The 18,756-nt window shown below is 65.7% G+C and carries 16 protein-coding genes; 7 read left to right on the plus strand and 9 right to left on the minus strand.

The window, feature by feature from the left end; genetic code table 11:
• The first annotated feature begins 19 nt into the window (after positions 1-19).
• Positions 20-301, plus strand: a complete 282-nt coding sequence (locus U5782_RS27060) for a type II toxin-antitoxin system RelE/ParE family toxin (RefSeq protein ID WP_322046967.1) — start codon at positions 20-22, stop codon at positions 299-301.
• Between the two features lie 22 nt (positions 302-323).
• Positions 324-629 (plus strand): HigA family addiction module antitoxin, encoded by a 306-nt coding sequence (locus U5782_RS27065; protein ID WP_322046968.1) that lies wholly within the window; start codon positions 324-326, stop codon positions 627-629.
• 37 nt (positions 630-666) lie between these two features.
• On the opposite strand, the gene U5782_RS27070 is transcribed toward U5782_RS27065, so the two are convergent.
• The 5 genes from U5782_RS27070 to U5782_RS27090 all read right to left on the minus strand — a co-directional run bounded on the left by U5782_RS27070 (position 667) and on the right by U5782_RS27090 (position 7,022).
• Positions 667-2,514, minus strand: a complete 1,848-nt coding sequence (locus U5782_RS27070; RefSeq protein WP_322046969.1) for an ABC transporter ATP-binding protein — start codon at positions 2,512-2,514, stop codon at positions 667-669.
• A gap of 444 nt (positions 2,515-2,958) precedes the next feature.
• Entirely contained in the window at positions 2,959-3,591 is a 633-nt protein-coding gene (locus U5782_RS27075; protein WP_322047061.1) for a riboflavin synthase, read from the minus strand.
• Between the two features lie 41 nt (positions 3,592-3,632).
• Positions 3,633-4,793 carry a bifunctional diaminohydroxyphosphoribosylaminopyrimidine deaminase/5-amino-6-(5-phosphoribosylamino)uracil reductase RibD gene (gene ribD, locus U5782_RS27080; RefSeq protein WP_322046970.1) on the minus strand — a complete coding sequence of 387 codons (1,161 nt, stop codon included), beginning with the start codon at positions 4,791-4,793 and terminating at the stop codon, positions 3,633-3,635.
• Positions 4,794-4,873: 80 nt separating this feature from the next.
• Positions 4,874-6,172, minus strand: coding sequence for a glutamate-1-semialdehyde 2,1-aminomutase (gene hemL, locus U5782_RS27085; protein WP_322046971.1), 1,299 nt, complete (start codon positions 6,170-6,172; stop codon positions 4,874-4,876).
• 241 nt (positions 6,173-6,413) lie between these two features.
• Positions 6,414-7,022 carry a hypothetical protein gene (locus tag U5782_RS27090; RefSeq protein ID WP_322046972.1) on the minus strand — a complete coding sequence of 203 codons (609 nt, stop codon included), beginning with the start codon at positions 7,020-7,022 and terminating at the stop codon, positions 6,414-6,416.
• A 344-nt stretch (positions 7,023-7,366) separates the two neighbouring features.
• On the opposite strand from U5782_RS27090, the gene U5782_RS27095 reads away from it, so the two are divergent.
• A complete protein-coding gene (locus tag U5782_RS27095; RefSeq protein WP_322046973.1) occupies positions 7,367-8,599 on the plus strand; it encodes a Bcr/CflA family multidrug efflux MFS transporter in 1,233 nt (410 codons plus the stop codon).
• A 92-nt stretch (positions 8,600-8,691) separates the two neighbouring features.
• Here the strand turns inward: U5782_RS27095 and U5782_RS27100 are convergent, their stop codons facing one another.
• The 3 genes from U5782_RS27100 to zwf all read right to left on the minus strand — a co-directional run bounded on the left by U5782_RS27100 (position 8,692) and on the right by zwf (position 12,895).
• Complete coding sequence (locus U5782_RS27100) at positions 8,692-10,608, minus strand: bifunctional transcriptional regulator/glucokinase (RefSeq protein WP_322046974.1); 1,917 nt, start codon at positions 10,606-10,608, stop codon at positions 8,692-8,694.
• Positions 10,589-11,290, minus strand: coding sequence for a 6-phosphogluconolactonase (gene pgl, locus U5782_RS27105; protein WP_322046975.1), 702 nt, complete (start codon positions 11,288-11,290; stop codon positions 10,589-10,591). Before pgl ends, U5782_RS27100 begins: the two co-directional genes overlap by 20 nt.
• A 138-nt stretch (positions 11,291-11,428) precedes the next feature.
• On the minus strand, positions 11,429-12,895 hold the full coding sequence (zwf, locus tag U5782_RS27110) for a glucose-6-phosphate dehydrogenase (protein ID WP_322046976.1): 1,467 nt from the start codon (positions 12,893-12,895) through the stop codon (positions 11,429-11,431).
• A 582-nt stretch (positions 12,896-13,477) separates the two neighbouring features.
• Here zwf and U5782_RS27115 point away from each other — a divergent pair.
• From U5782_RS27115 to U5782_RS27130, 4 genes are all read left to right on the plus strand, one after another.
• Entirely contained in the window at positions 13,478-14,725 is a 1,248-nt protein-coding gene (locus U5782_RS27115) for an ABC transporter substrate-binding protein (RefSeq protein ID WP_322046977.1), read from the plus strand.
• Between the two features lie 130 nt (positions 14,726-14,855).
• Positions 14,856-15,800 (plus strand): sugar ABC transporter permease, encoded by a 945-nt coding sequence (locus U5782_RS27120; protein WP_322046978.1) that lies wholly within the window; start codon positions 14,856-14,858, stop codon positions 15,798-15,800.
• Positions 15,790-16,647 carry a carbohydrate ABC transporter permease gene (locus U5782_RS27125; protein ID WP_322046979.1) on the plus strand — a complete coding sequence of 286 codons (858 nt, stop codon included), beginning with the start codon at positions 15,790-15,792 and terminating at the stop codon, positions 16,645-16,647. Before U5782_RS27120 ends, U5782_RS27125 begins: the two co-directional genes overlap by 11 nt.
• A 31-nt stretch (positions 16,648-16,678) precedes the next feature.
• Positions 16,679-17,797 (plus strand): sn-glycerol-3-phosphate ABC transporter ATP-binding protein UgpC, encoded by a 1,119-nt coding sequence (locus tag U5782_RS27130; protein ID WP_322046980.1) that lies wholly within the window; start codon positions 16,679-16,681, stop codon positions 17,795-17,797.
• Positions 17,798-17,917: 120 nt separating this feature from the next.
• Here U5782_RS27130 and U5782_RS27135 read toward each other — a convergent pair whose 3' ends face one another.
• Positions 17,918-18,685, minus strand: a complete 768-nt coding sequence (locus U5782_RS27135) for a Smr/MutS family protein (protein WP_322046981.1) — start codon at positions 18,683-18,685, stop codon at positions 17,918-17,920.
• Positions 18,686-18,756 lie beyond the last annotated feature (71 nt).

An 18,756-nucleotide genomic window follows, 5' to 3' on the forward strand; every position in this document is an offset into this window, starting at 1 on the left:
ACGTGAGGCGTTACTATCCATGGCGATTACATCATTTGGGTGTCGCGACACCGCCGCGCTGTTCGCGGGGCGCCGCGTGGCCCGTTTCATTGCGATCGAAGCGGTGGCGGTTCGCAAGCTTCAGCAGATCCACGCGGCTTGCACCTTATCGTTTCTGTGCGTGCCGCCCGGCAATCGGCTGGAACCGCTGGAGGGCAATCTGGCGGGCGACTACAGCATCCGCGTCAATGCGCAATGGCGCATCTGCTTTCGTTTTGCGAATGGCGAGGCGTCGCAGGTCCGCATCATCGACTATCACTGAGCGCTTTTTGAGGAGTATGGCCATGGCACGGGAAGTACCGCTCGCCACCCCGGGAGAGATCCTGAACGAAGACTGGCTCAAGCCCCTGGGCGTGAGCCAATACGCGCTCGCGAAAGCGATCAGCGTGCCGCCGCGGCGCATCAACGAGATCGTGCTGGGAAAGCGCGCAATCACGGCCGATACGGCGGTGCGCCTCGCCGTCTACTTCGGCACGGATGCGCGCAGCTGGATGGAACTTCAGGCGCACTACGACACGGAGCTCGCGCGCGAGGCCCTCGCCGAGGTGCTGTCGAACATCCAGCCGCACGTGCGCGCCGAAGCGGCCTGAATGCTGCACGCGGGCCGCACGGCCTCGGGCCGGGAACTCAGCGCAGGATCACGTCGTCGGCGAGCCCCTTCGTGAGTTCCAGCGCCTGACGCTCGAACAGGCGCCGGTACAGCCCGTTCTCGCGGCGCACCAGCGTGTCGTGCGTGCCTTCTTCGGCCACGCGCCCGCGCTCCAGCACCAACAGGCGATCGAGTGCGCGCACCGTCGAGAGCCGGTGGGCCACCACTACTGTCGTGCGGCCTTCCATCAGGCGCTCCATCGCCTGCTGGATCAGCACCTCGCTTTCGCTGTCGAGGCTCGACGTTGCTTCGTCGAAGATCAGGATCGGCGCATCCGCGAGGAACGCGCGCGCGATCGCCACGCGCTGGCGCTCGCCGCCCGAGAGCTTCACGCCGCGCTCGCCCACCAGCGTGTCGTAGCCGCGCGGCAGCGCCATGATGAAGTCGTGCGCGCTCGCGAGCTTCGCGGCGTGCACGATCTCGGCGTGCGTCGCGCCGGGCCGCGCGTAGGCGATGTTCTCCGCCAGCGAGCGATGGAACAGCACCGGTTCTTGCTGCACGATGGCGATCTGCGAGCGCAACGAAGCTTGTTGCACCCGCGCGATGTCCTGGCCATCGATCGTGATGCGGCCGGCCGAGGCGTCATAGAGGCGCTGGATCAGCTTGATCAGCGTGGTCTTGCCCGATCCCGAATGGCCAACGAGCCCCACGCGCTCGCCCGGCGCGATACGCAGCGTCAGATTCGCGTAGAGCGGCCGCTCGAGCGCGCCGTAGCGGAACGTCATGTTTTCGAAACGGATATCGCCGCGGTCGATCACGATGGGCGGCGCACCCGGCATGTCTTCGATGCCAAGCGGCTGGGCGTCCAGCATCACCAGCTCCTCCATATCGTTGACCGAACGTTGCAGGTTGCGCACATGCATGCCTACGTCGCGCAGATAGCCCTTGAGCAGGAAGAACAGCGTGAGCGCGAAGGTGATGTCGCCCACGCTCGCCAACCCACGCGCCCATAGCAGCAGTGCCGAGCCAAGAATGGCCGCTTGCATCGCGACCAGCAGTGCGCCCTGCACGCCGCCGTTGAAGGTGCCGCGCCGCCAGGTGCGACGTGTGCGGCTGTCCCACTTGTCGATCACGCGCGCGAGGCGCGCTTCTTCACGCGCCTCGGCGCCGAAGGCCTTCACGACGGGGTTGCAGGTGACCGCATCGGCCAGCGCGCCGCCCATCTTCGTATCCCACTGGTTCGCAAGCCGTGCGGACGGCGCGACATAGAAGAGCGAAATCGAGACGGTGATGGCGAGGTAGAGCACCGAGCCGATGCCGACCACCAGTCCCATCATATGCCACTGCACCGCAAGCAGAATCGTCGAGCCCACCAGCATTACGAGCGAGGGGAAGAGGGCCACGAGCAGCGTGTCGTTGAGCAGATCGAGTGCCCACATGCCGCGCGTGATCTTGCGCACTGTCGAGCCCGCGAAGCTGTTCGCGTGCCAGTCGGTCGAGAAGCGCTGCACACGGTGGAAGGCATGCGTGGCGACCTCGCCCATCATGCGCAGCGTGAGCACGATGATGTTCTGGAACGCGGCCTGGCGCATCAGCGTGCCGGCGAGCCCGAGTGCGGTGAGCGCCCAGAACGCGAAGACGGCCGCATGCCACGCGACGGCATTGCCGCTCGCGGCATCGTGCGCGAGCGCATCGACTAGCTGCCCGGCGTAGTGCGGCGTGAAGACGTCGGCGAGCGCGCCGAGCAACGCGGCGAGCGCGACCGCGCTCACCCGCCAGGGCTGATGCGACCAGTGCCGGAACGCGAAGCCGAGCACCTTGCGGAACGTCTGTTGGCCACTTTCGCGCTGTGGGTTTTGTTCAACCTGTTTGTCTTGATCTGTCATGGACAGCATGCTCCGGGTGCGAAACCCGAAGACTTCCCTGAAGGAGAGGTGAAGGAGAAAAGCGGAAAGCGACGGCGATGCATTCCGGCACAACATGCCGGACGCATGACCACAAAAAATCGCTGAATCGTGGCGCGAGAGGCTGCGCCGGGAAAACCTACGGACGCGCTCGCGCCGGCAGGAATCCGATGGCGCAACACGTGCCAGCTGCGCCACAAGACATCACCCCAACCGGCGGCATGACAGCGGCCGTCTCGATCTTTGCCATCTTTGCCTCCATGCGTAGTTCGGGTGAGAAGAATGCGGTACGCCGGGAGCGCAACCGCAGAGGAATAGAAAAGATATTAGCAGTGCGTGCGAAATTGCGCTTGCACGCTGCGCGCGCCACTTGATGTGGCGCACGCGTTTTCAGGCTTCGAGTTTCAGGCGCAGTTCAGGCCCGACTCAGGCGGCCGGGCGTCCCGTCACACCTGCCGACATCATCCGCTCCACATACCGCGCGATCAGATCGATTTCGAGATTCACCTTCGTGCCGGCCGCGAGGTGCTTGAGCGTGGTCACTTCGACAGTGTGCGGAATCAGGTTGATCGAGAACTCGCAGCCGTCGGCGCGATCGTCCACCGTGTTGACCGTCAGGCTCACGCCGTTCACCGTGACCGAACCCTTGTAGGCGAGGTAACGGCCGATTTCAACGGGCGCGAGAATACGCAGTTCGTGCGATTCGCCCACGGGCGCAAAGCGCGTCACCGTACCGAGGCCATCGACGTGACCCGAGACGATATGGCCGCCGAGACGGTCGTGCGCGCGCAGCGCCTTTTCGAGGTTCACCTCGCCCGTGTTCGCGAGGCCCACGGTGCGGTTCAGGCTTTCGCGCGAGACATCGACGTCGAAGGTCGTCGCGGTCTTGGCGATGGCGGTCATGCACGCGCCCTGGATGGCGATGCTGTCGCCGAGCTGCACGTCGTCGAGGTCGAGGTCGCCGGCGTTGACGGTGAGGCGCACGCCTGCATCGGCGTCGTTGCCGAGCGGCTTGATCGATTCGATGCGGCCCACGGCCGCGACGATTCCGGTAAACATCTGGCTGTCCTTTAGAGGTTCGTTCAGTACGTTCGTGAGATTCATTGCGCGTCCTTGGGCCCGTCGTTCGCGTCGTTCATGGTGTCTGCGCCGACGTTCGGCACGAGGCGCGCGAGAATGCGCAGGTCGTCGCCGACGCGATCGACCGTGTGGAAGTTCAGGCGCGTGCGCGCGTCGAGCGAGCCCGGCGCGGCCAGATCGACCATGCCGAGCGACTGCGTGCCGAGCAGCGAGGGCGCGAGATAGACCAGCAACTCGTCCACGCAGCCTTCGCGCAGCAGCGAACCGTTGAGCTTGTAGCCCGCTTCCACGTGCAGTTCGTTGACGCCGCGCGTAGCAAGCTCGCTGAGCATTGCGGGCAGATCGACCTTGCCGTGCTCGTTGCCTAGCGCGACGATTTCCGCGCCGCGCGCGCGCAGTGCATCGGCGCGTTCTTCGTTGCTCGCGTCGAGCGTCGAGCAGAACACCAACGTCGGCGCGCCCACGAAGATCTGCGAGAGCGGCGAGGCGTCGAGGCGGCTGTCGATGAGAATACGTTTGGGCTGGCGCGGCGTGTCGATCGCGCGCACGGTCATGCGCGGGTCGTCCTCTTTCACCGTGCCGATGCCCGTGAGGATGGCCGAGGCGCGCGCGCGCCAGGCGTGGCCGTCGGCGCGGGCGGCCTCGCCCGTGATCCACTGGCTTTCGCCCGAGGGCAGGCCGGTGCGGCCGTCGAGCGTGGCGGCCACTTTCATGCGCACCCACGGGCGCTTCCTCGTCATGCGCGAGACGAAGCCGATGTTCAGTTCGCGCGCCTCGTTGGCGAGCAGGCCGCAGCGCACCTCGACGCCCGCATCGCGCAGGATCGAGAGGCCGCGTCCCGAGACGAGCGGATTAGGGTCTTCCATCGCGGCGATCACACGCGCGACTTTCGCTTCGATCAGGGCGTTCGCGCAGGGCGGCGTGCGGCCGAAGTGGCTGCACGGCTCGAGCGTCACGTAGGCCGTGGCGCCGCGCACATCGTGGCCACGCGCGCGGGCGTCCTTCATCGCCTGGATTTCGGCGTGATCGGACCCGGCGGGTTGCGTGAAACCTTCGCCGATCACCACGCCGTCCTTGACCAGCACGCAGCCGACGCGCGGGTTGGGATCGGTGGTGTAAAGGCCGCGCACCGCGAGGGCGAGCGCGCGCTCCATGTGGACGAAATCGGATTGCGAGAACATCGTCGAGCTTTTCTCCGCGGCAGCGGTCGGTGGAACCGGCGAGGCGTCTGCCTCGCCTTCTGCTGTGTTTGTGCTGTGTCTTATTGCTCTGCGAAGGCGCGACGCGCGGCGGCGATCGTCTCGTCGAGGATGGCGTCGTCGTGCGTGCTCGACACGAAACCCGCTTCGTATGCCGAGGGTGCGAAGTACACACCCGCGTCCAGCATCTGATGGAAGAAGCGGTTAAAGCGCGCGACGTCGCTCTTCGTGACTTCGGCGAAGCTGCCCGGCACTTTTTCCGCGAAGTAGAGGCCGAACATCGCGCCCACCGAATCGGCGACGAACGGCACGCCCGCTTCGCGCGCGGCCTGCGAGAGGCCCTGCGCGAGACGCGTGGTCTTTGCCGTCAGGTCTTCGTAGAAGCCCGGCGCCTGGATCAGTTGCAGCGTCTTCAGACCGGCCGCGACGGCGATCGGGTTGCCCGACAGCGTGCCCGCCTGATAGACGGTGCCGTTGGGCGCGAGGTGGTCCATGATTTCGCGTCGGCCGCCGAACGCTGCCGCCGGCATGCCGCCGCCGATGACCTTGCCCAGACACACCAGGTCGGCTTCGACGTTGTAGAGCGCCTGCGCGCCGCGCAGACCCACGCGGAAGCCGCACATCACTTCGTCGAAAATCAGCACGCTGCCGTGCTTCGACGTCAGCGCGCGCAAGGTGTGGATGAATTCGGGCGTGGCCTTCACGAGGTTCATGTTGCCGGCGACCGGCTCGATGATCACGGCGGCGATTTCGTCGCCGAAGGCCTTGAACGCTTCTTCGAGCGCCGCGACGTTGTTGTATTCGAGCACCGTGGTGTGCTTGGCCGTATCGACCGGCACGCCCGCCGAGGTCGGATTGCCGAACGTGAGCAGGCCCGAACCGGCCTTCACGAGCAGGCTGTCGGCGTGGCCGTGGTAGCAGCCTTCGAACTTCACGATGCGATCGCGCTTCGTGTAGCCGCGTGCAAGACGCAGCGCGCTCATGGTCGCCTCGGTGCCGCTCGACACCATGCGCACCTGTTCCATCGACGGGACGATCTTGCAGATTTCCTCGGCGATCTCGATTTCGGCTTCGGTCGGCGCGCCGAACGAGAAGCCGTTGGCCAGCACGCGCTGCACGGCTTCGAGCACTTCCGGATGCACATGGCCGACGATCATCGGGCCCCACGAGCCGATGTAGTCGATATAGCGCTTGCCTTCCGCGTCCCACATGTACGGCCCTTGCGCGCGCTCGATGAAGCGCGGCGTGCCGCCCACCGAGCGGAACGCGCGCACGGGCGAGTTCACGCCGCCCGGGATGGTGCGCTGGGCGCGATCGAAGAGGGCCTGGTTCGTGTTCTGGGTGCTGGACGTGGAAGACATGAGTGCTGGACCTGCGAGAGTGGTGTCGGATGTCGGGTGCCGCAATGGGCGCGCGGCAGGCGGGGCTGCGGCGCGCCGTTGCCCGGCGTCGTGCGGCTGCGGGCGGGCCAGCGAGGTGGCGGGCCGGCGCGGGCCGCGGGCGAGGGGCGGTGCGCCTGAAATTGTACCGGACTCGCGCCGAACGGGCCGGGGGCCAGACTGGATCGGGCGTCCTGCGTATCGACGCGGCTTTCAGGCTGCGTCAGGTCTCGTTGTGTGGGCGGCGCGAGGTGGCGCGCTTGCGGGCGACCGCGCTGGCAGATGGGCTCTTGCGCACCTTGGCGAGCGGCTTTTCTGACTCCTGCGCCTGCATCTGCTCCATGCGCGCGCGCTCCGCCGCATGCATGGCCGCGACCGCCACAGTGGGCATGGGCCGCTTGCCGGTCAGTTCGGCCCAGCGCTTTTCGAGTGCGCCCAGCGCGATCGGCTTGATGACCGTGCCCGAGCTTTGCGCGTCCCACGTTTGCACCGACCACGGGTGCGCGCGCAGCGCGTCGCGCCCGATCACCACCTGTTTGGACGCATCCGCGAGCCAGTCATAGACGAAGTCGATGCACAGCCGATAGCCGCGCTTGTAGGCCGCATCCGGCACCTCATAGGGGCCGCGCGTGACGTAGCCGGAGCCGAACAAGCCGCGCGGCTCGGCGGCGACGCGATGCACGAACACGCGATCGCCGGGCAGGATGCCGCGGGCGAAGCCGCAGCCCCAGGTGTCGGTGACGGTCTCACCCGCCTGCACGCGGCGTGCGACGTCGGGGAGTTCGGGCCAGGGCCATTTTTTGGGGCTCCAGATCAGCAGATAGGCGCTCATGGTTTATCGACAGGGATTGCGGCTCGTTTGTGTATGGCTCAGCAAAGGGCGCAGCTTAACGCAAAGCAGCGCGCGCGGGCCGGCCTACGCGGCCCGGCCTACGCGGCCCGGCCTACGCGGCCCGGCCTACGCGGCCCGGCCTACGCGGCCCGGCCTGCGCGGCCCGGCCTGCGCGGCGCGGCCTACGCGGCCCGGCACAAATTCGTTCAAAGGGCCTCGGGTACAATGCTCCGGCTACGTTGCCGACTCGCAGCGCGAGGCTCCACGACCGACCCGCGCAGACCGATCCGGCCCATGACATCGAGACCGCGTCCCCCGCGCGCGGTCCGCTCCCAGCCGACTCCATGTCCCATTCCCCACGACGCCGGCCCGATGGCCGGCTGATCCTGTTGCTCGGCGCGCTCGCCGCCTGCGGCCCGCTCGCCACCGACATGTACCTGCCGAGCCTGCCCGCCATCGCCCAGTCGTTCGGCGTATCGGCGGCGGCCGCTGCCTCCACGCTCACGAGCTTCATGGCCGGTTTTTCGATCGGCATGCTGCTGTATGGCCCGGTGTCCGATGCCTATGGCCGTCGCCCCGTGCTGCTCGGCGGCATCGCGCTCTTCACGCTCGCGAGCATCGCGTGCTGGCTCTCCTACTCGGTCGGCGAGCTGATGATCGTGCGTTTCCTGCAGGCGCTCGGCGCGGGCGCGGCTTCGGTGCTCGCGCGGGCCATCGCACGCGACGCCCACGAGCCGTCCGACGCGGCCAAGGTGCTCTCGATGGTCGCGATCGTCACTTCCGTCGGGCCGCTGCTCGCGCCGCTGATCGGCGGCCAGTTGCTGCTGATCGGCGGCTGGCGCGTCGTGTTCGTCGCGCTCACGCTGTTCGGTCTCGCGTGTGGCGCGGCCGCCTGGCTGCGCGTGCCCGAAACCTGGCCGCCCGAAAAGCGCGAAAGCGCTGCCGTGCTGCGTTCGTTCGCGGCCTATGGGCGCTTGCTGCGCGATCCGCTGGTGTGGGGCCACATGCTATGCGGCGGCATGGCGTTCGCGTCGATGTTCACCTATATCTCGGCCACGCCCTTCGTCTATATCGAATACTTCCATGTGTCGCCGCAGCATTACGGGCTGTTCTTCGGCATGAACGTGTTCGGCATCATGCTCGGCAACTTCGTCAATACGCGTTTCATCGGCAGGCTGGGCACGCTGAAGATGGTGTCGATGGCGTCGTTCGTGAGCATCGTCGCGTCGTTCTTCGTCGCGCTGATGTGCCTGACAGGGTGGGGCGGGCTGTGGTCGATCGTGTTCGGCCTGTTCTTCGTGGTGAGCGTCGTGGGGCTGCTCGGCGCGAACTGCGCGACCGATCTGATGTATCGCTATCCGAAGAATGCGGGTGCCGCCGCTGCCGTGTTCGGCGCGGCGCAACTGGGACTCGGCGCGTTCGCAAGCGCCGTGGTGGGCTGGTTTCCGGGCGTCTCGCCGTTCGGCATGGGCTGCACCATTGGTGCTTGCGGCGCGCTCACGTGGGTCGGCCGCGTGCTGGTCGTGAAATGGCATGGCCATCCCGCGCCGGGTGCGACGGCTGCGTCTAACGCCTGAAGCTTCAGGGCAGGCGCAAACGAAAAACGGGACGCCGAGGCGTCCCGTTTTTATTGCGCTGCGCGATGTCGCCAGGCGTGCTGATTTGCACCTTACTCGCGCGGCGAGGACGAAGCCCCGTGGCTCAGCCAGTCGAGCACGGCGGACGCATCGTCGTCGGCGTGTTCGCGCGCTTGCGCCACGGCGTTGCCCACGTCGTTATCGGGCGAGGCGCGACGGATCGCGACGCCCACGGCGAGAATGTCGATCATCAGCAGATGCAGGATGCGCGAGATCATCGAGAGCTGCGACTCGCGCATCTCGATGTGATCGGTTTCCAGCGCCACGGTCGCGCGCTTGGCGAGCGGCGTGTTGCTGGAGGTGATCGCGATCACCTTGGCGCCGGCCTGCATCGCCACGTCGAGCACGCGCAGCAACTCGGGCGCGCGGCCCGACTTCGACACGGCCACGATCACGTCGCCCTTGCCGAGCAGCGCGGCGGAGGCCGCCTGCATGTACAGATCGCCGTACGCGATGGTCGGGATGCCGAAGCGGAAGAACTTGTAGTGCGCGTCCTGCGCGACGATGTGCGAGTTGCCCAGGCCGTAGAACTCGATGCGGCGCGCGCCGTTGAGCAGCGTGATGGCCTGCTCGACCTGTTCGAAGTTCAGATGCTCGCGCAATTGCAGGATCGCGGACACCGTGTTGTCGAGCACCTTCGCACCGAAGTCGGTGGCGGTGTCGCCCAGATGCACCTGGCTGTGGCTCACCGGAATCGTGCCGGTCAGACCGGTCGCGAGCTTGAGCTTGAAGTCCGAGAGACCCTGACAGCCCAGCGAGCGGCAGAAGCGGATCACGGTGGGCTGGCTCACGTCGGCCTTGCGCGCGATATCGACGATCGGATCGTTGATGATCGAGCGCGGATGGTTCAGCGCGAGATCGGCCACGCGGCGCTCGGCCGGCGTGAGCGCATCGCGCATCTGGCGGATGCGCTCGAACACCGCCGACGATCCACCGCCCGCGCGGTTCGACAGCTGCTCCGCGAGAATCGCGGAAACGCCGAGAAACGCGGGGTATTCCGCCGTGATGACGTAAGTGGGCACGTTCGAGAGATAGGACTCGAAACGGCCCTTCGCCTCGAAGCGCTGGCGGAACGACGAGCGCGTGAAGAGTTCGCCCAGACGCGGCACCACGCCGCCGCCGATGTAGATGCCGCCCAGCGAGCCGAGCGTCACCGCGATATTGCCCGCGAAGCTGCCGAGAATGCCGCAGAAGCATTCGACGGTTTCGAGCGCGAGGGCTTCGCCGTCGAGCGCGCGTTTGGTGACCTCGGCCGGGTCGACGTCCGCCGCCACTTTCTTCTTGTCGCGCGCAGCGAGCGCGCGATAGATCAGCTCGATGCCGGGACCGGCGCACACGCGCTCGAACGACACATGCGGCCACTTCGTGCGCGCGTATTGCAGCACGATGTCTTCGCGCTCGTCCTGCGGCGAAAAGCTCGCGTGACCGCCTTCGCTGCCGAGCGCGATCCAGCGGTCGTCGGCGGGAATCAGGCCCGAAACGCCCAGACCCGTGCCCGGCCCGAGCAGACCGATCACGCTGTTCTGGCGACGCTGGCCGCCGCCGACCTGGACGCGCTGCGCGTCGGTCAGGCCCGGCAGCGCCATGGCGAGCGCGGTGAAGTCGTTCACGACCAGCAGCGTATCGAAGCCGAGCGCGCGGCGCGTCGCTTCGATCGAGAAGGTCCAGTCGTGATTGGTCATGCGCACCTGGTCGCCGTCGACCGGGTTCGCGATGGCGATGGCCGCATGATTCACGCGGCCGATCTTCGTATCCTTCAGATACTGCTGGATCACCTCGGCGACGCCCGGATACTGCGCGCATGGATAGACGCGTACCTGGCCGATGTCGCCGGGCGACGTTTCCAGCGCGAAGCGCGCGTTGGTGCCGCCGATGTCGGCGAGCAGCCTCGGTCCGTCGGCGTGCTGGCCCGCGCCAGAGGCGGATTTGTTAGGCGCACCAGTAGACATCGAGTCTCACTCCCTTGTCGTTCGCCAGTTTCGAAATGGCGTTGTTCTGTTCTGTTGCAGCGGCTTGTTGCAGCACGTCGAGCTTGCGCTGTCCCGCGATCAGCAGGAACAGACGATCGACCTGGCGCAGCGCCTGCATCGACCACGACACGCGCGCGTGCGGCGCGGCCTGCGGATGCACGGCGACGAACGGGCGCGCGGTGGTGATGGCGGTGTGCCACTCGGGCGCATCGGCGAAGATCGAGGCCGTGTGGCCGTCTTCGCCCATGCCGAGCACGGCCACGTTCGGCACGTAGCGATGCGGATCGGCGTTGAGCGCGGCGACGTGCGTGTCGAGCTCCTGCGTCACGTCGACGAGCGGCAGGAAGCGCGCGTGGGCGGCTTCGTGCTGGAGCAGCGTCTCGCGCACGAGGCGCGCGTTGCTGGCCGCGTCGCTTTCGGGCACCCAGCGGTCGTCCACCAGCGTGACGTCGGTGTGAGCCCAGTCGAAGCGGTGCGTCGACAGGTTCTCGAGAAAGGGCCGCGGGCTCGTGCCGCCCGAGACGGCGAGCGTCGTACGGCGCGCACCGGTGCCGGGCGCGGCTGCAAGAGCGCTGAGCGACGCATGTAGCGCGTCGCCCACGGCTCGCGCCAGCGCGTCGGATTGGACGCGCGGGTCGTCGAATACGTGAAGCTCGATCACTTCTCCTCCAGGCTGCTTTTTTGTAGGTCTGCGGGGTCGTTCATCTGTCCGTTACGGCGTGCGCGGTGGCCTTGCATGGCATGGCTTCATGGCGCGGCAAACGCCTACGAAAACCTGCCGCGCGCGCACTCAATCCAGTCAATTCTCTTCTTCGAGCCAGCAGGTGCCGTGCTGCGCGAGCATCGCGCTCGCCGCGGCCGGCCCCCACGTGCCCGCCGCGTACGGCTTGGGCGGGCGCGGTGCGGCGGCCCATTCGTTGAGAATGGGCTCGACCCATTTCCATGCGGCTTCCTGCTCGTCGCGGCGCACGAACAGCGCGAGGCGCCCGTTGATGACGTCGAGCAACAGACGTTGATACGCCTCCATCTGGCCTTCGCGGAAGAAGCGGTCGAAGGCGAGGTCCAGGTGCACGCTCGCGAGATTCATGCCTTCGCCGGGTTGCTTGGCGAGGCAGTAGAGGCGAATCGTTTCGTTCGGCTGAAGGCGGATCACGAGGCGATTCGAGCCCGGACGCAGCGCCGTGGGGCCGAGCGCCGAATGCGGCACCGGGCGGAAGTTCACGACGATCTCCGCGACGCGGTCGGCCAGACGCTTGCCCGTGCGCAGGAAGAAGGGCACGCCCGCCCAGCGCCAGTTCTCGATCTCGACCTTGAGCGCGACGAAGGTTTCCGTGCTGCTGTCGGGCTTCACGCCGTGTTCGGTGGCGTAGGCCGGCACCGGGGTGCCGCGGATCACGCCCGCGTGATACTGGCCACGCACGGCGACTTTGCTGATCTCGTTGGGATCGATGGGCTTGAGCGCGCGCAGCACGCGCAGCTTTTCGTCGCGCACCGAATCCGAATCCATCGAGTGCGGCGGCTCCATCGCAACGATCGAGAGCAGTTGCAGCAAATGGTTCTGCACCATGTCGCGCAGCGCGCCGGTGTTGTCGTAGAAGTCGCCGCGCGCTTCCACGCCCAGTTCTTCGGCGATGGTGATCTGGATGCTTTCGACCCATTCGCGACGCCACAGCGGCTCGAACAGCGCATTGCCGAAACGCAGCGCCAGCAGGTTCTGCACCGGTTCTTTGCCGAGGTAGTGGTCGATCCGATAGATCTGCTCTTCGGCGAAGATTTCGCCCACCGCGTCGTTGATCGCGTTCGACGACTTCAGGTCGTAGCCAAGCGGCTTTTCCAGCACGATGCGCGAATTCTCGTTCAGGCCGACCGCGGCGAGCGCACGGCAGATCGGCACGAAGAGAGACGGGCCCGTGGCCAGATAAAACACGCGGATGCCGGGCAGCCCTGCGATGCCGTCGCGCAGCGTGCCGAAGTCCTCGGCGCGCGACAGATCGAGCTTCACATAGACGATGCGCTCGATGAAGCTGGCCCAGGCGGCTTCGTCGAGGCCGTTCTTCGAGACGTGCGGTTTGACGTGTTCTTCGACCCACTGCAGATAGTGGTCACGATCGTTCTCATGGCGCGCGACGCCCACGATCTTGCCGGACTCGGCGAGCATGCCCGAGCGATGCGCCTCGAACAGTGCCGGAAGAATCTTGCGCATCGCCAGGTCGCCGGTGGCGCCGAACAGCACGAACGTGAAGCCTGAATCGGTAGGGAATTGCATAGTCTCCGTCACTGTCCAGATGGGCCGGAAGCCGGCCGCGGAAGCTGCGCCAGTAGTGCGCTGGCAGGCGTCCGTCAGGCGGCCGTAGTCCGATAAAATTTTTTTTGACACTGAATTGTAGTTTAACTACAATCCAAATCAAGAGGTAACGTTCAATCGATGAAAAAAGCGTGGGGAAGCGCGGCCCGGTGAGGGTTTGCGGCGGTCTTCAGGCGAATTTCGCGAGGTGGACGGAACGTCCCCCATGTTAACGGACAATGGATTCGTCCATCTGCGGTCCCGGCGAATACGCCAGGCCGGCAGCATGCGGGAAACGTGACCTCGACTGGCCGCGCTCATCCTGGCGCACGCGGCCGGAGAAAATCAAAAGAGGAGACAGTCAGTTGCATCCCGAACCACTCATCTCTTGAGCGTCCAGCGGCCGGACACCGGCCCGCGGCCCGCGCGCATCCAAAGACAACACGCGCGCGCGGTACTCCGGCGCCCGTCCGTCCAGTGTTTTGCCTGTTTGAACTACACCGCACCCTGGCGAAATCAGGGGCCAACCGTTTTTTTTGTTCAGGTGTCTGGAGGAGATAAGCAATGAAATTCCGAGCGATCATGGGCGCCCTGTGCGCAGCAGGTCTGATGGGCGGCGTCGCCACGGCGCAAGCTGCCGAGTCGATCGAAGTGCTGCACTGGTGGACGTCGGGCGGCGAATCGAAGGCCGTCGGCGTGCTCAAGGACGACATGCAGAAGCAGGGCTACACCTGGAAGGACTTCGCGGTTGCCGGCGGCGCAGGGGCGGCTGCCATGACCGCACTGAAGACCCAGGTGATCTCGGGTAACGCGCCTTCGGCCGCCCAGATCAAGGGTCCGCTGATTCAGGAATGGGCAGAGCAGGGCGTGCTGGCGCCGATCGACTCCGTCACGGGCGACTGGAAGGCCAATCTGCCGCCGCAGATCGACAAGATCATGCACGCGGACGGCCATTACGTCGCCGCGCCGTTCTCGGTGCACCGCGTGAACTGGGTCTGGATCAACAAGGCAGCCCTCGACAAGGTTGGTGCGAAGCCGCCGACCACCTGGCCGGAATTCTTCGCCCTGGCCGACAAGCTCAAGGCAGCCGGCATCCAGCCGGTCGCAGCCGGTGGCCAGCCCTGGCAGGATCTGACGCTGTGGGAAGACGTGGTCCTCTCGCAGGGCGCGGACTTCTACAAGAAGGCGATCGTCGACCTCGACCAGAAGACGCTGACGTCGGCGCAGATGGTCGGCGTGTTCGACACGGTCCGCAAGATCGAGTCGTACATGGATAACGGCCGCACGGGCCGCGACTGGAACCTCGCCACGGCCATGGTCATCAACGGCAAGGCCGGCATGCAGTTCATGGGCGACTGGGCCAAGGGCGAGTTCGCCAACGCGAACAAGAAGCCGGGTGCGGACTACATCTGCGCACCGGTGCCGGGCACCTCGAAGGGCTACACGTTCAACGTGGACTCGTTCGTGTTCTTCCAGCAGAAGGGCCAGAAGGCGGCAACGCCGGGCCAGCTCGCGCTCGCGAAGACCATCATGAGCCCGGCCTTCCAGGAACAGTTCAGCCTCTACAAGGGTTCGATCCCGGTGCGTCTGGGCGTGGACATGAGCAAGTTCGACGATTGCGGCAAGCAGTCGTACGCGGATGAGCAGACGGCCATCAAGGCCGGCGGCTATGTTCCGTCGCTCGCTCACGGCATGGCTCAGGCCGATGCCACGGCGGGTGCGATCACCGACGTCGTCACGAAGTTCATGAACTCGAACCAGGATTCGAAGAGCGCGGTTGAAGCGCTCGCGAAGGCTGCGAAGACCAAGTAATGGCTGTCGGTTTGTGAAGTAAGACGGGGAGCGCCGCACGCGGCGCTCCCCGGGCATGACGGTTCAACCCGAACCCCATCATCGTGCGCAAAGTCAATCCGACCTTGCGCACCGTACCAGGAGTTGCGCAGTGACTGCTTCTCTTAGCGGCAATGGCAAGGCGTCCGCGCCTGCCTCGACGCGCCGCACGTCGCCCATGGCGGCGCTTGCAGACCGCTGGATCCCGAAGCTGGTGCTTTCGCCCAGCATCCTGATCAGCCTCGTGTTCGTCTACGGCTTCATCGTCGTCACCGGCTATATTTCGCTATCCAATTCGCGGCTGATGCCGCGCTACGATTTTGCGGGCCTCGACCGCTACAGCGAGTTGTTCTCGAACGACGTGTGGTGGACGTCGGCCCAGAACCTCGGCTGGTTCGGCATTCCCTTTATTGCCATCTGCGTGTTTCTCGGCCTCTTTCTCGCGATCCTGCTCGACCAGCAGATCCGCCAGGAAGGCGCGCTGCGCGCAGTGTTCCTCTATCCGATGGCGCTCTCGTACATCGTGACGGGCACGGCGTGGCAGTGGATCTTCAACCCGGATCTCGGCATCCAGCAGGTGCTGCACGACTGGGGCTGGACGAGCTTCCAGCTCGGCTGGCTCAATGACCCGGACAAGGCCATCTTCTGTATCGTCGTGGCCGCCGTCTGGCAATCCACGGGCTTTTGCATGGCGCTGTTCCTCGCGGGCCTGCGCGGCGTCGACAGCGAAATCTTCAAGGCCGCCCAGGTGGACGGCGCGACGCTGCCGACGATCTATCGCAAGATCGTGATTCCGAGCATGCGTCCGGTGTTTTTCTCGGTGCTGCTGATCCTGTGCCACATCACGATCAAGACCTTCGACCTCGTGGTGGCGCTGACCGCTGGCGGCCCGGGTACCTCGTCGTCCCTGCCGGCCATCTTCATGTACACGTTTTCGTTCAATCGCGGGCAGCTCGGCGTCGGCGCGGCATCGTCGATGATGATGCTCGCAACGGTGGTGGCCGTGCTTGTGCCGCTCATGTATCTGGAATCGAGGAGCACGCGCAATGCAGCCTAAGATGACGGTGAGCCGCGTGTTCGTGTACGCGGCGCTGATCCTGTTCGCGTTGTACTTCCTGTTCCCGCTCTACGTGATGGTCTCGACGTCGCTCAAGACGCTCGACGAACTGCACACGGGCAACATGCTCACGCTGCCTTCGCACCCGAGCTTCGCGCCGTGGGTGAAGGCGTGGAGCGAGGCCTGCACGGGCGTGCGTTGCGACGGCATGCAGCCGTTCTTCATGAACTCGGTGAAGATGGTGATTCCGGCCGTGCTGATCTCGTCGATCATCGGCGCGTTCAACGGCTATGTGCTCACGCACTGGCGTTTCCGCGGCGCGGACGCGCTCTTCACGATGCTGCTGGTGGGCTGCTTCATCCCGTTCCAGGCGATTCTTCTGCCGATGGCGCGTCTCGAAGGCTTCTTTGGCCTGTCGAACACGATCGGCGGTCTGGTGCTCGTGCACGTCGTCTACGGTATCGCGTTCACCACGATGTTCTTCCGCAACTTCTACGTGAGCGTGCCCGCCGAACTCGTGAAGGCCGCGCGCATCGACGGCGCCGGTTTCTTCATGATCTTCACGCGCATCATGATGCCGATCTCGCTGCCGATTTTCATGGTGTGCCTGATCTGGCAATTCACGCAGATCTGGAATGACTTCCTGTTCGGTATCGTGTTCTCGGGCGTCGATTCGATGCCGATCACGGTGGCGCTGAACAATCTCGTGAACACGTCCACGGGCGTGAAGGAATACAACGTCGACATGGCCGGCGCGATCATCGCCGCGCTGCCCACGCTGCTCGTCTACGTCATCGCCGGCCGCTACTTCGTGCGCGGTCTCACGGCGGGCGCGGTGAAGGGCTAATTGAGCTCAATCGATTAAAAGGATTCATAGCATGGCAAGCCTTTCCATTCGCGACGTCTACAAGACCTACCCGAACGGGGTGCCCGTCCTCAAGGGCGTGAACATCGACATCGAAGACGGCCAGTTCCTGATTCTGGTCGGCGGCTCGGGTTGCGGTAAGTCGACGCTGCTCAACATGATCGCGGGTCTCGAAACCGTGACCAAGGGCGAGATCTGCATGGACGGCAAGGTCGTCAACAATCTCTCGCCCAAGGACCGCGACATTGCGATGGTGTTCCAGTCGTACGCGCTCTACCCGTCGATGACGGTGCGCGAGAACATCTCGTTCGGCCTGAATATCCGCAAGGTGCCCAAGGCCGAGCAGACGCAGATCGTCGATCGTGTGTCGAGCATGCTGCAAATCCAGCATCTGCTCGATCGCAAGCCAGGCCAGCTCTCGGGCGGCCAGCGTCAGCGTGTGGCGATGGGCCGCGCACTGGCGCGCGATCCGATCATGTTCCTGTTCGACGAGCCGCTCTCGAACCTCGACGCGAAGCTGCGTATCGAGATGCGCTCGGAAATCAAGCTGCTGCATCAGCGCGTGGGCAAGACCATTGTCTACGTGACGCACGACCAGATCGAAGCGATGACGCTCGGCGACCGCATCGCGGTGATGAAGGACGGCATCGTCCAGCAGTTCGGCGCGCCGCAGGACATCTACGATTCGCCGTCGAACCTGTTCGTGGCGGGCTTCATCGGCGCGCCGCCGATGAACTTCATCAACGGCAAGCTGGTGGCGCAAGGCTCGGGTGTGGGCCTCGAACTCGACACCGGCGTCGCGCGCAACGTGCTGAACCTGCCGTTCGACGCGAACAAGCTGAAGAGCCATATCGGTCAGGAAGTGGTGCTGGGCCTGCGCCCGGAGCGCATCACCGACGCGCGCAGCTCGCACGACGGTCACGGCCACGAACTGCAACGCCATACGGTCAAGGTCGACGTGATCGAGCCGACCGGCCCGGACACGCTCGTGTTCGCGCAGGTCAACGGCAAGCGCGTGGTGAGCCGCGTGCACCCGGGCGCGAACCCGCAGCCGCTGAACAACATGGAACTGTTGTTCGACGTGTCGAAGGCCGTGCTGTTCGACCCGAAGACGGAAGAGCGCATCGCTTGAAGCATCGCTTGATGTCGATGTTTCAAGGCCACGGTTGCCGTGGCTGAAAAGAAAAACCCGTTCGTTGCGCAAGCAGGAACGGGTTTTTTATTGATCGCGCGATGCGCTGCGGATCAGGCGTCAGGGATGGCCGTGCTGGCCGTGCCCATGCCCATGATGCGGCTGAAGCAGCACCAGCACCGCGCCCGCGCCGCCGTCGTGCGGCCGCGCCTGGCAGAAGGCGATCACTTCTTCCTTCTGCACGAGCCACGCGCGCACCTTGCCCTTGAGCACGGGCTCCTTGCCCACGGAGCCCAGTCCCTTGCCGTGAATCACGCGCACACAGCGCAGCCCGCGTTTGCCCGCTTCGCGGACAAAGGTCTGCAAGGCTTCGCGTGCTTCCTCGCGGCGCATGCCGTGCAGATCGAGTTGCGCCTGCACGATCCACGTGCCGCGCCGCAGCTTCTTGACGACTTCCTCGCTGATGCCGGGGCGGTGGTAGTAGAGCGAGTCGTCGGTGTCGAGCAGCGCTTCGGGATCGAATTCGTCGGAGATCGCTTCGTGCAGCACCGCCTGCTCGTCGAGCTGGGTCTGCAGCGGCAGGGGCACGGGCGCCGAGCGGCGCGGCTGGGCGCGCGGCGGCGCATTGAGTGGCGCGACCGAGCCGATCTCGCGGCGGAACAGATCGCTGTCGGCGGCGGCTTCCACGCGCTTGGCCTGAACGGCCGCGCGTTCGCGCTCGCGCTGACGCGTCTGGATCTTGAGCGCGTCGCGCAGGCTGTCGAGGCCGGCGAAGCCGCTGGACGCCTTGCCGGGCTCCGGCGCGGGAGCGGGCGTGACGGGAGCGGCGGCGGGACGCGCGGTGGCGGGGCGCTTGGGTTCGCCCGGATGGGGCACGTTCTTGGGCATGACGAAAGGCGCTGAAGAGTCGAGGTAATGCGTCGAGGGTGACACGCACGCGCGCATCGCAAACGGAAAAC

This window comes from Paraburkholderia sp. J67 (assembly GCF_905220265.1).
GTDB lineage: Bacteria > Pseudomonadota > Gammaproteobacteria > Burkholderiales > Burkholderiaceae > Paraburkholderia.

Excerpts from the sequence above, each read along its gene's own strand:
- U5782_RS27065 (WP_322046968.1), top strand. The coding sequence starts at position 324 with ATGGCACGGGAAGTACCGCTCGCCACCCCGGGAGAGATCCTGAACGAA.
- U5782_RS27095 (WP_322046973.1), top strand. The coding sequence starts at position 7,367 with ATGTCCCATTCCCCACGACGCCGGCCCGATGGCCGGCTGATCCTGTTG.
- U5782_RS27115 (WP_322046977.1), top strand. The coding sequence starts at position 13,478 with ATGAAATTCCGAGCGATCATGGGCGCCCTGTGCGCAGCAGGTCTGATG.
- U5782_RS27130 (WP_322046980.1), top strand. The coding sequence starts at position 16,679 with ATGGCAAGCCTTTCCATTCGCGACGTCTACAAGACCTACCCGAACGGG.
- zwf (WP_322046976.1), bottom strand. The coding sequence starts at position 12,895 with ATGCAATTCCCTACCGATTCAGGCTTCACGTTCGTGCTGTTCGGCGCC.
- hemL (WP_322046971.1), bottom strand. The coding sequence starts at position 6,172 with ATGTCTTCCACGTCCAGCACCCAGAACACGAACCAGGCCCTCTTCGAT.
- U5782_RS27135 (WP_322046981.1), bottom strand. The coding sequence starts at position 18,685 with ATGCCCAAGAACGTGCCCCATCCGGGCGAACCCAAGCGCCCCGCCACC.
- ribD (WP_322046970.1), bottom strand. The coding sequence starts at position 4,793 with ATGTTCTCGCAATCCGATTTCGTCCACATGGAGCGCGCGCTCGCCCTC.
- U5782_RS27090 (WP_322046972.1), bottom strand. The coding sequence starts at position 7,022 with ATGAGCGCCTATCTGCTGATCTGGAGCCCCAAAAAATGGCCCTGGCCC.
- U5782_RS27100 (WP_322046974.1), bottom strand. The coding sequence starts at position 10,608 with ATGTCTACTGGTGCGCCTAACAAATCCGCCTCTGGCGCGGGCCAGCAC.
- U5782_RS27070 (WP_322046969.1), bottom strand. The coding sequence starts at position 2,514 with ATGACAGATCAAGACAAACAGGTTGAACAAAACCCACAGCGCGAAAGT.
- U5782_RS27060 (WP_322046967.1), top strand. The coding sequence starts at position 20 with ATGGCGATTACATCATTTGGGTGTCGCGACACCGCCGCGCTGTTCGCG.
- U5782_RS27125 (WP_322046979.1), top strand. The coding sequence starts at position 15,790 with ATGCAGCCTAAGATGACGGTGAGCCGCGTGTTCGTGTACGCGGCGCTG.
- U5782_RS27075 (WP_322047061.1), bottom strand. The coding sequence starts at position 3,591 with ATGTTTACCGGAATCGTCGCGGCCGTGGGCCGCATCGAATCGATCAAG.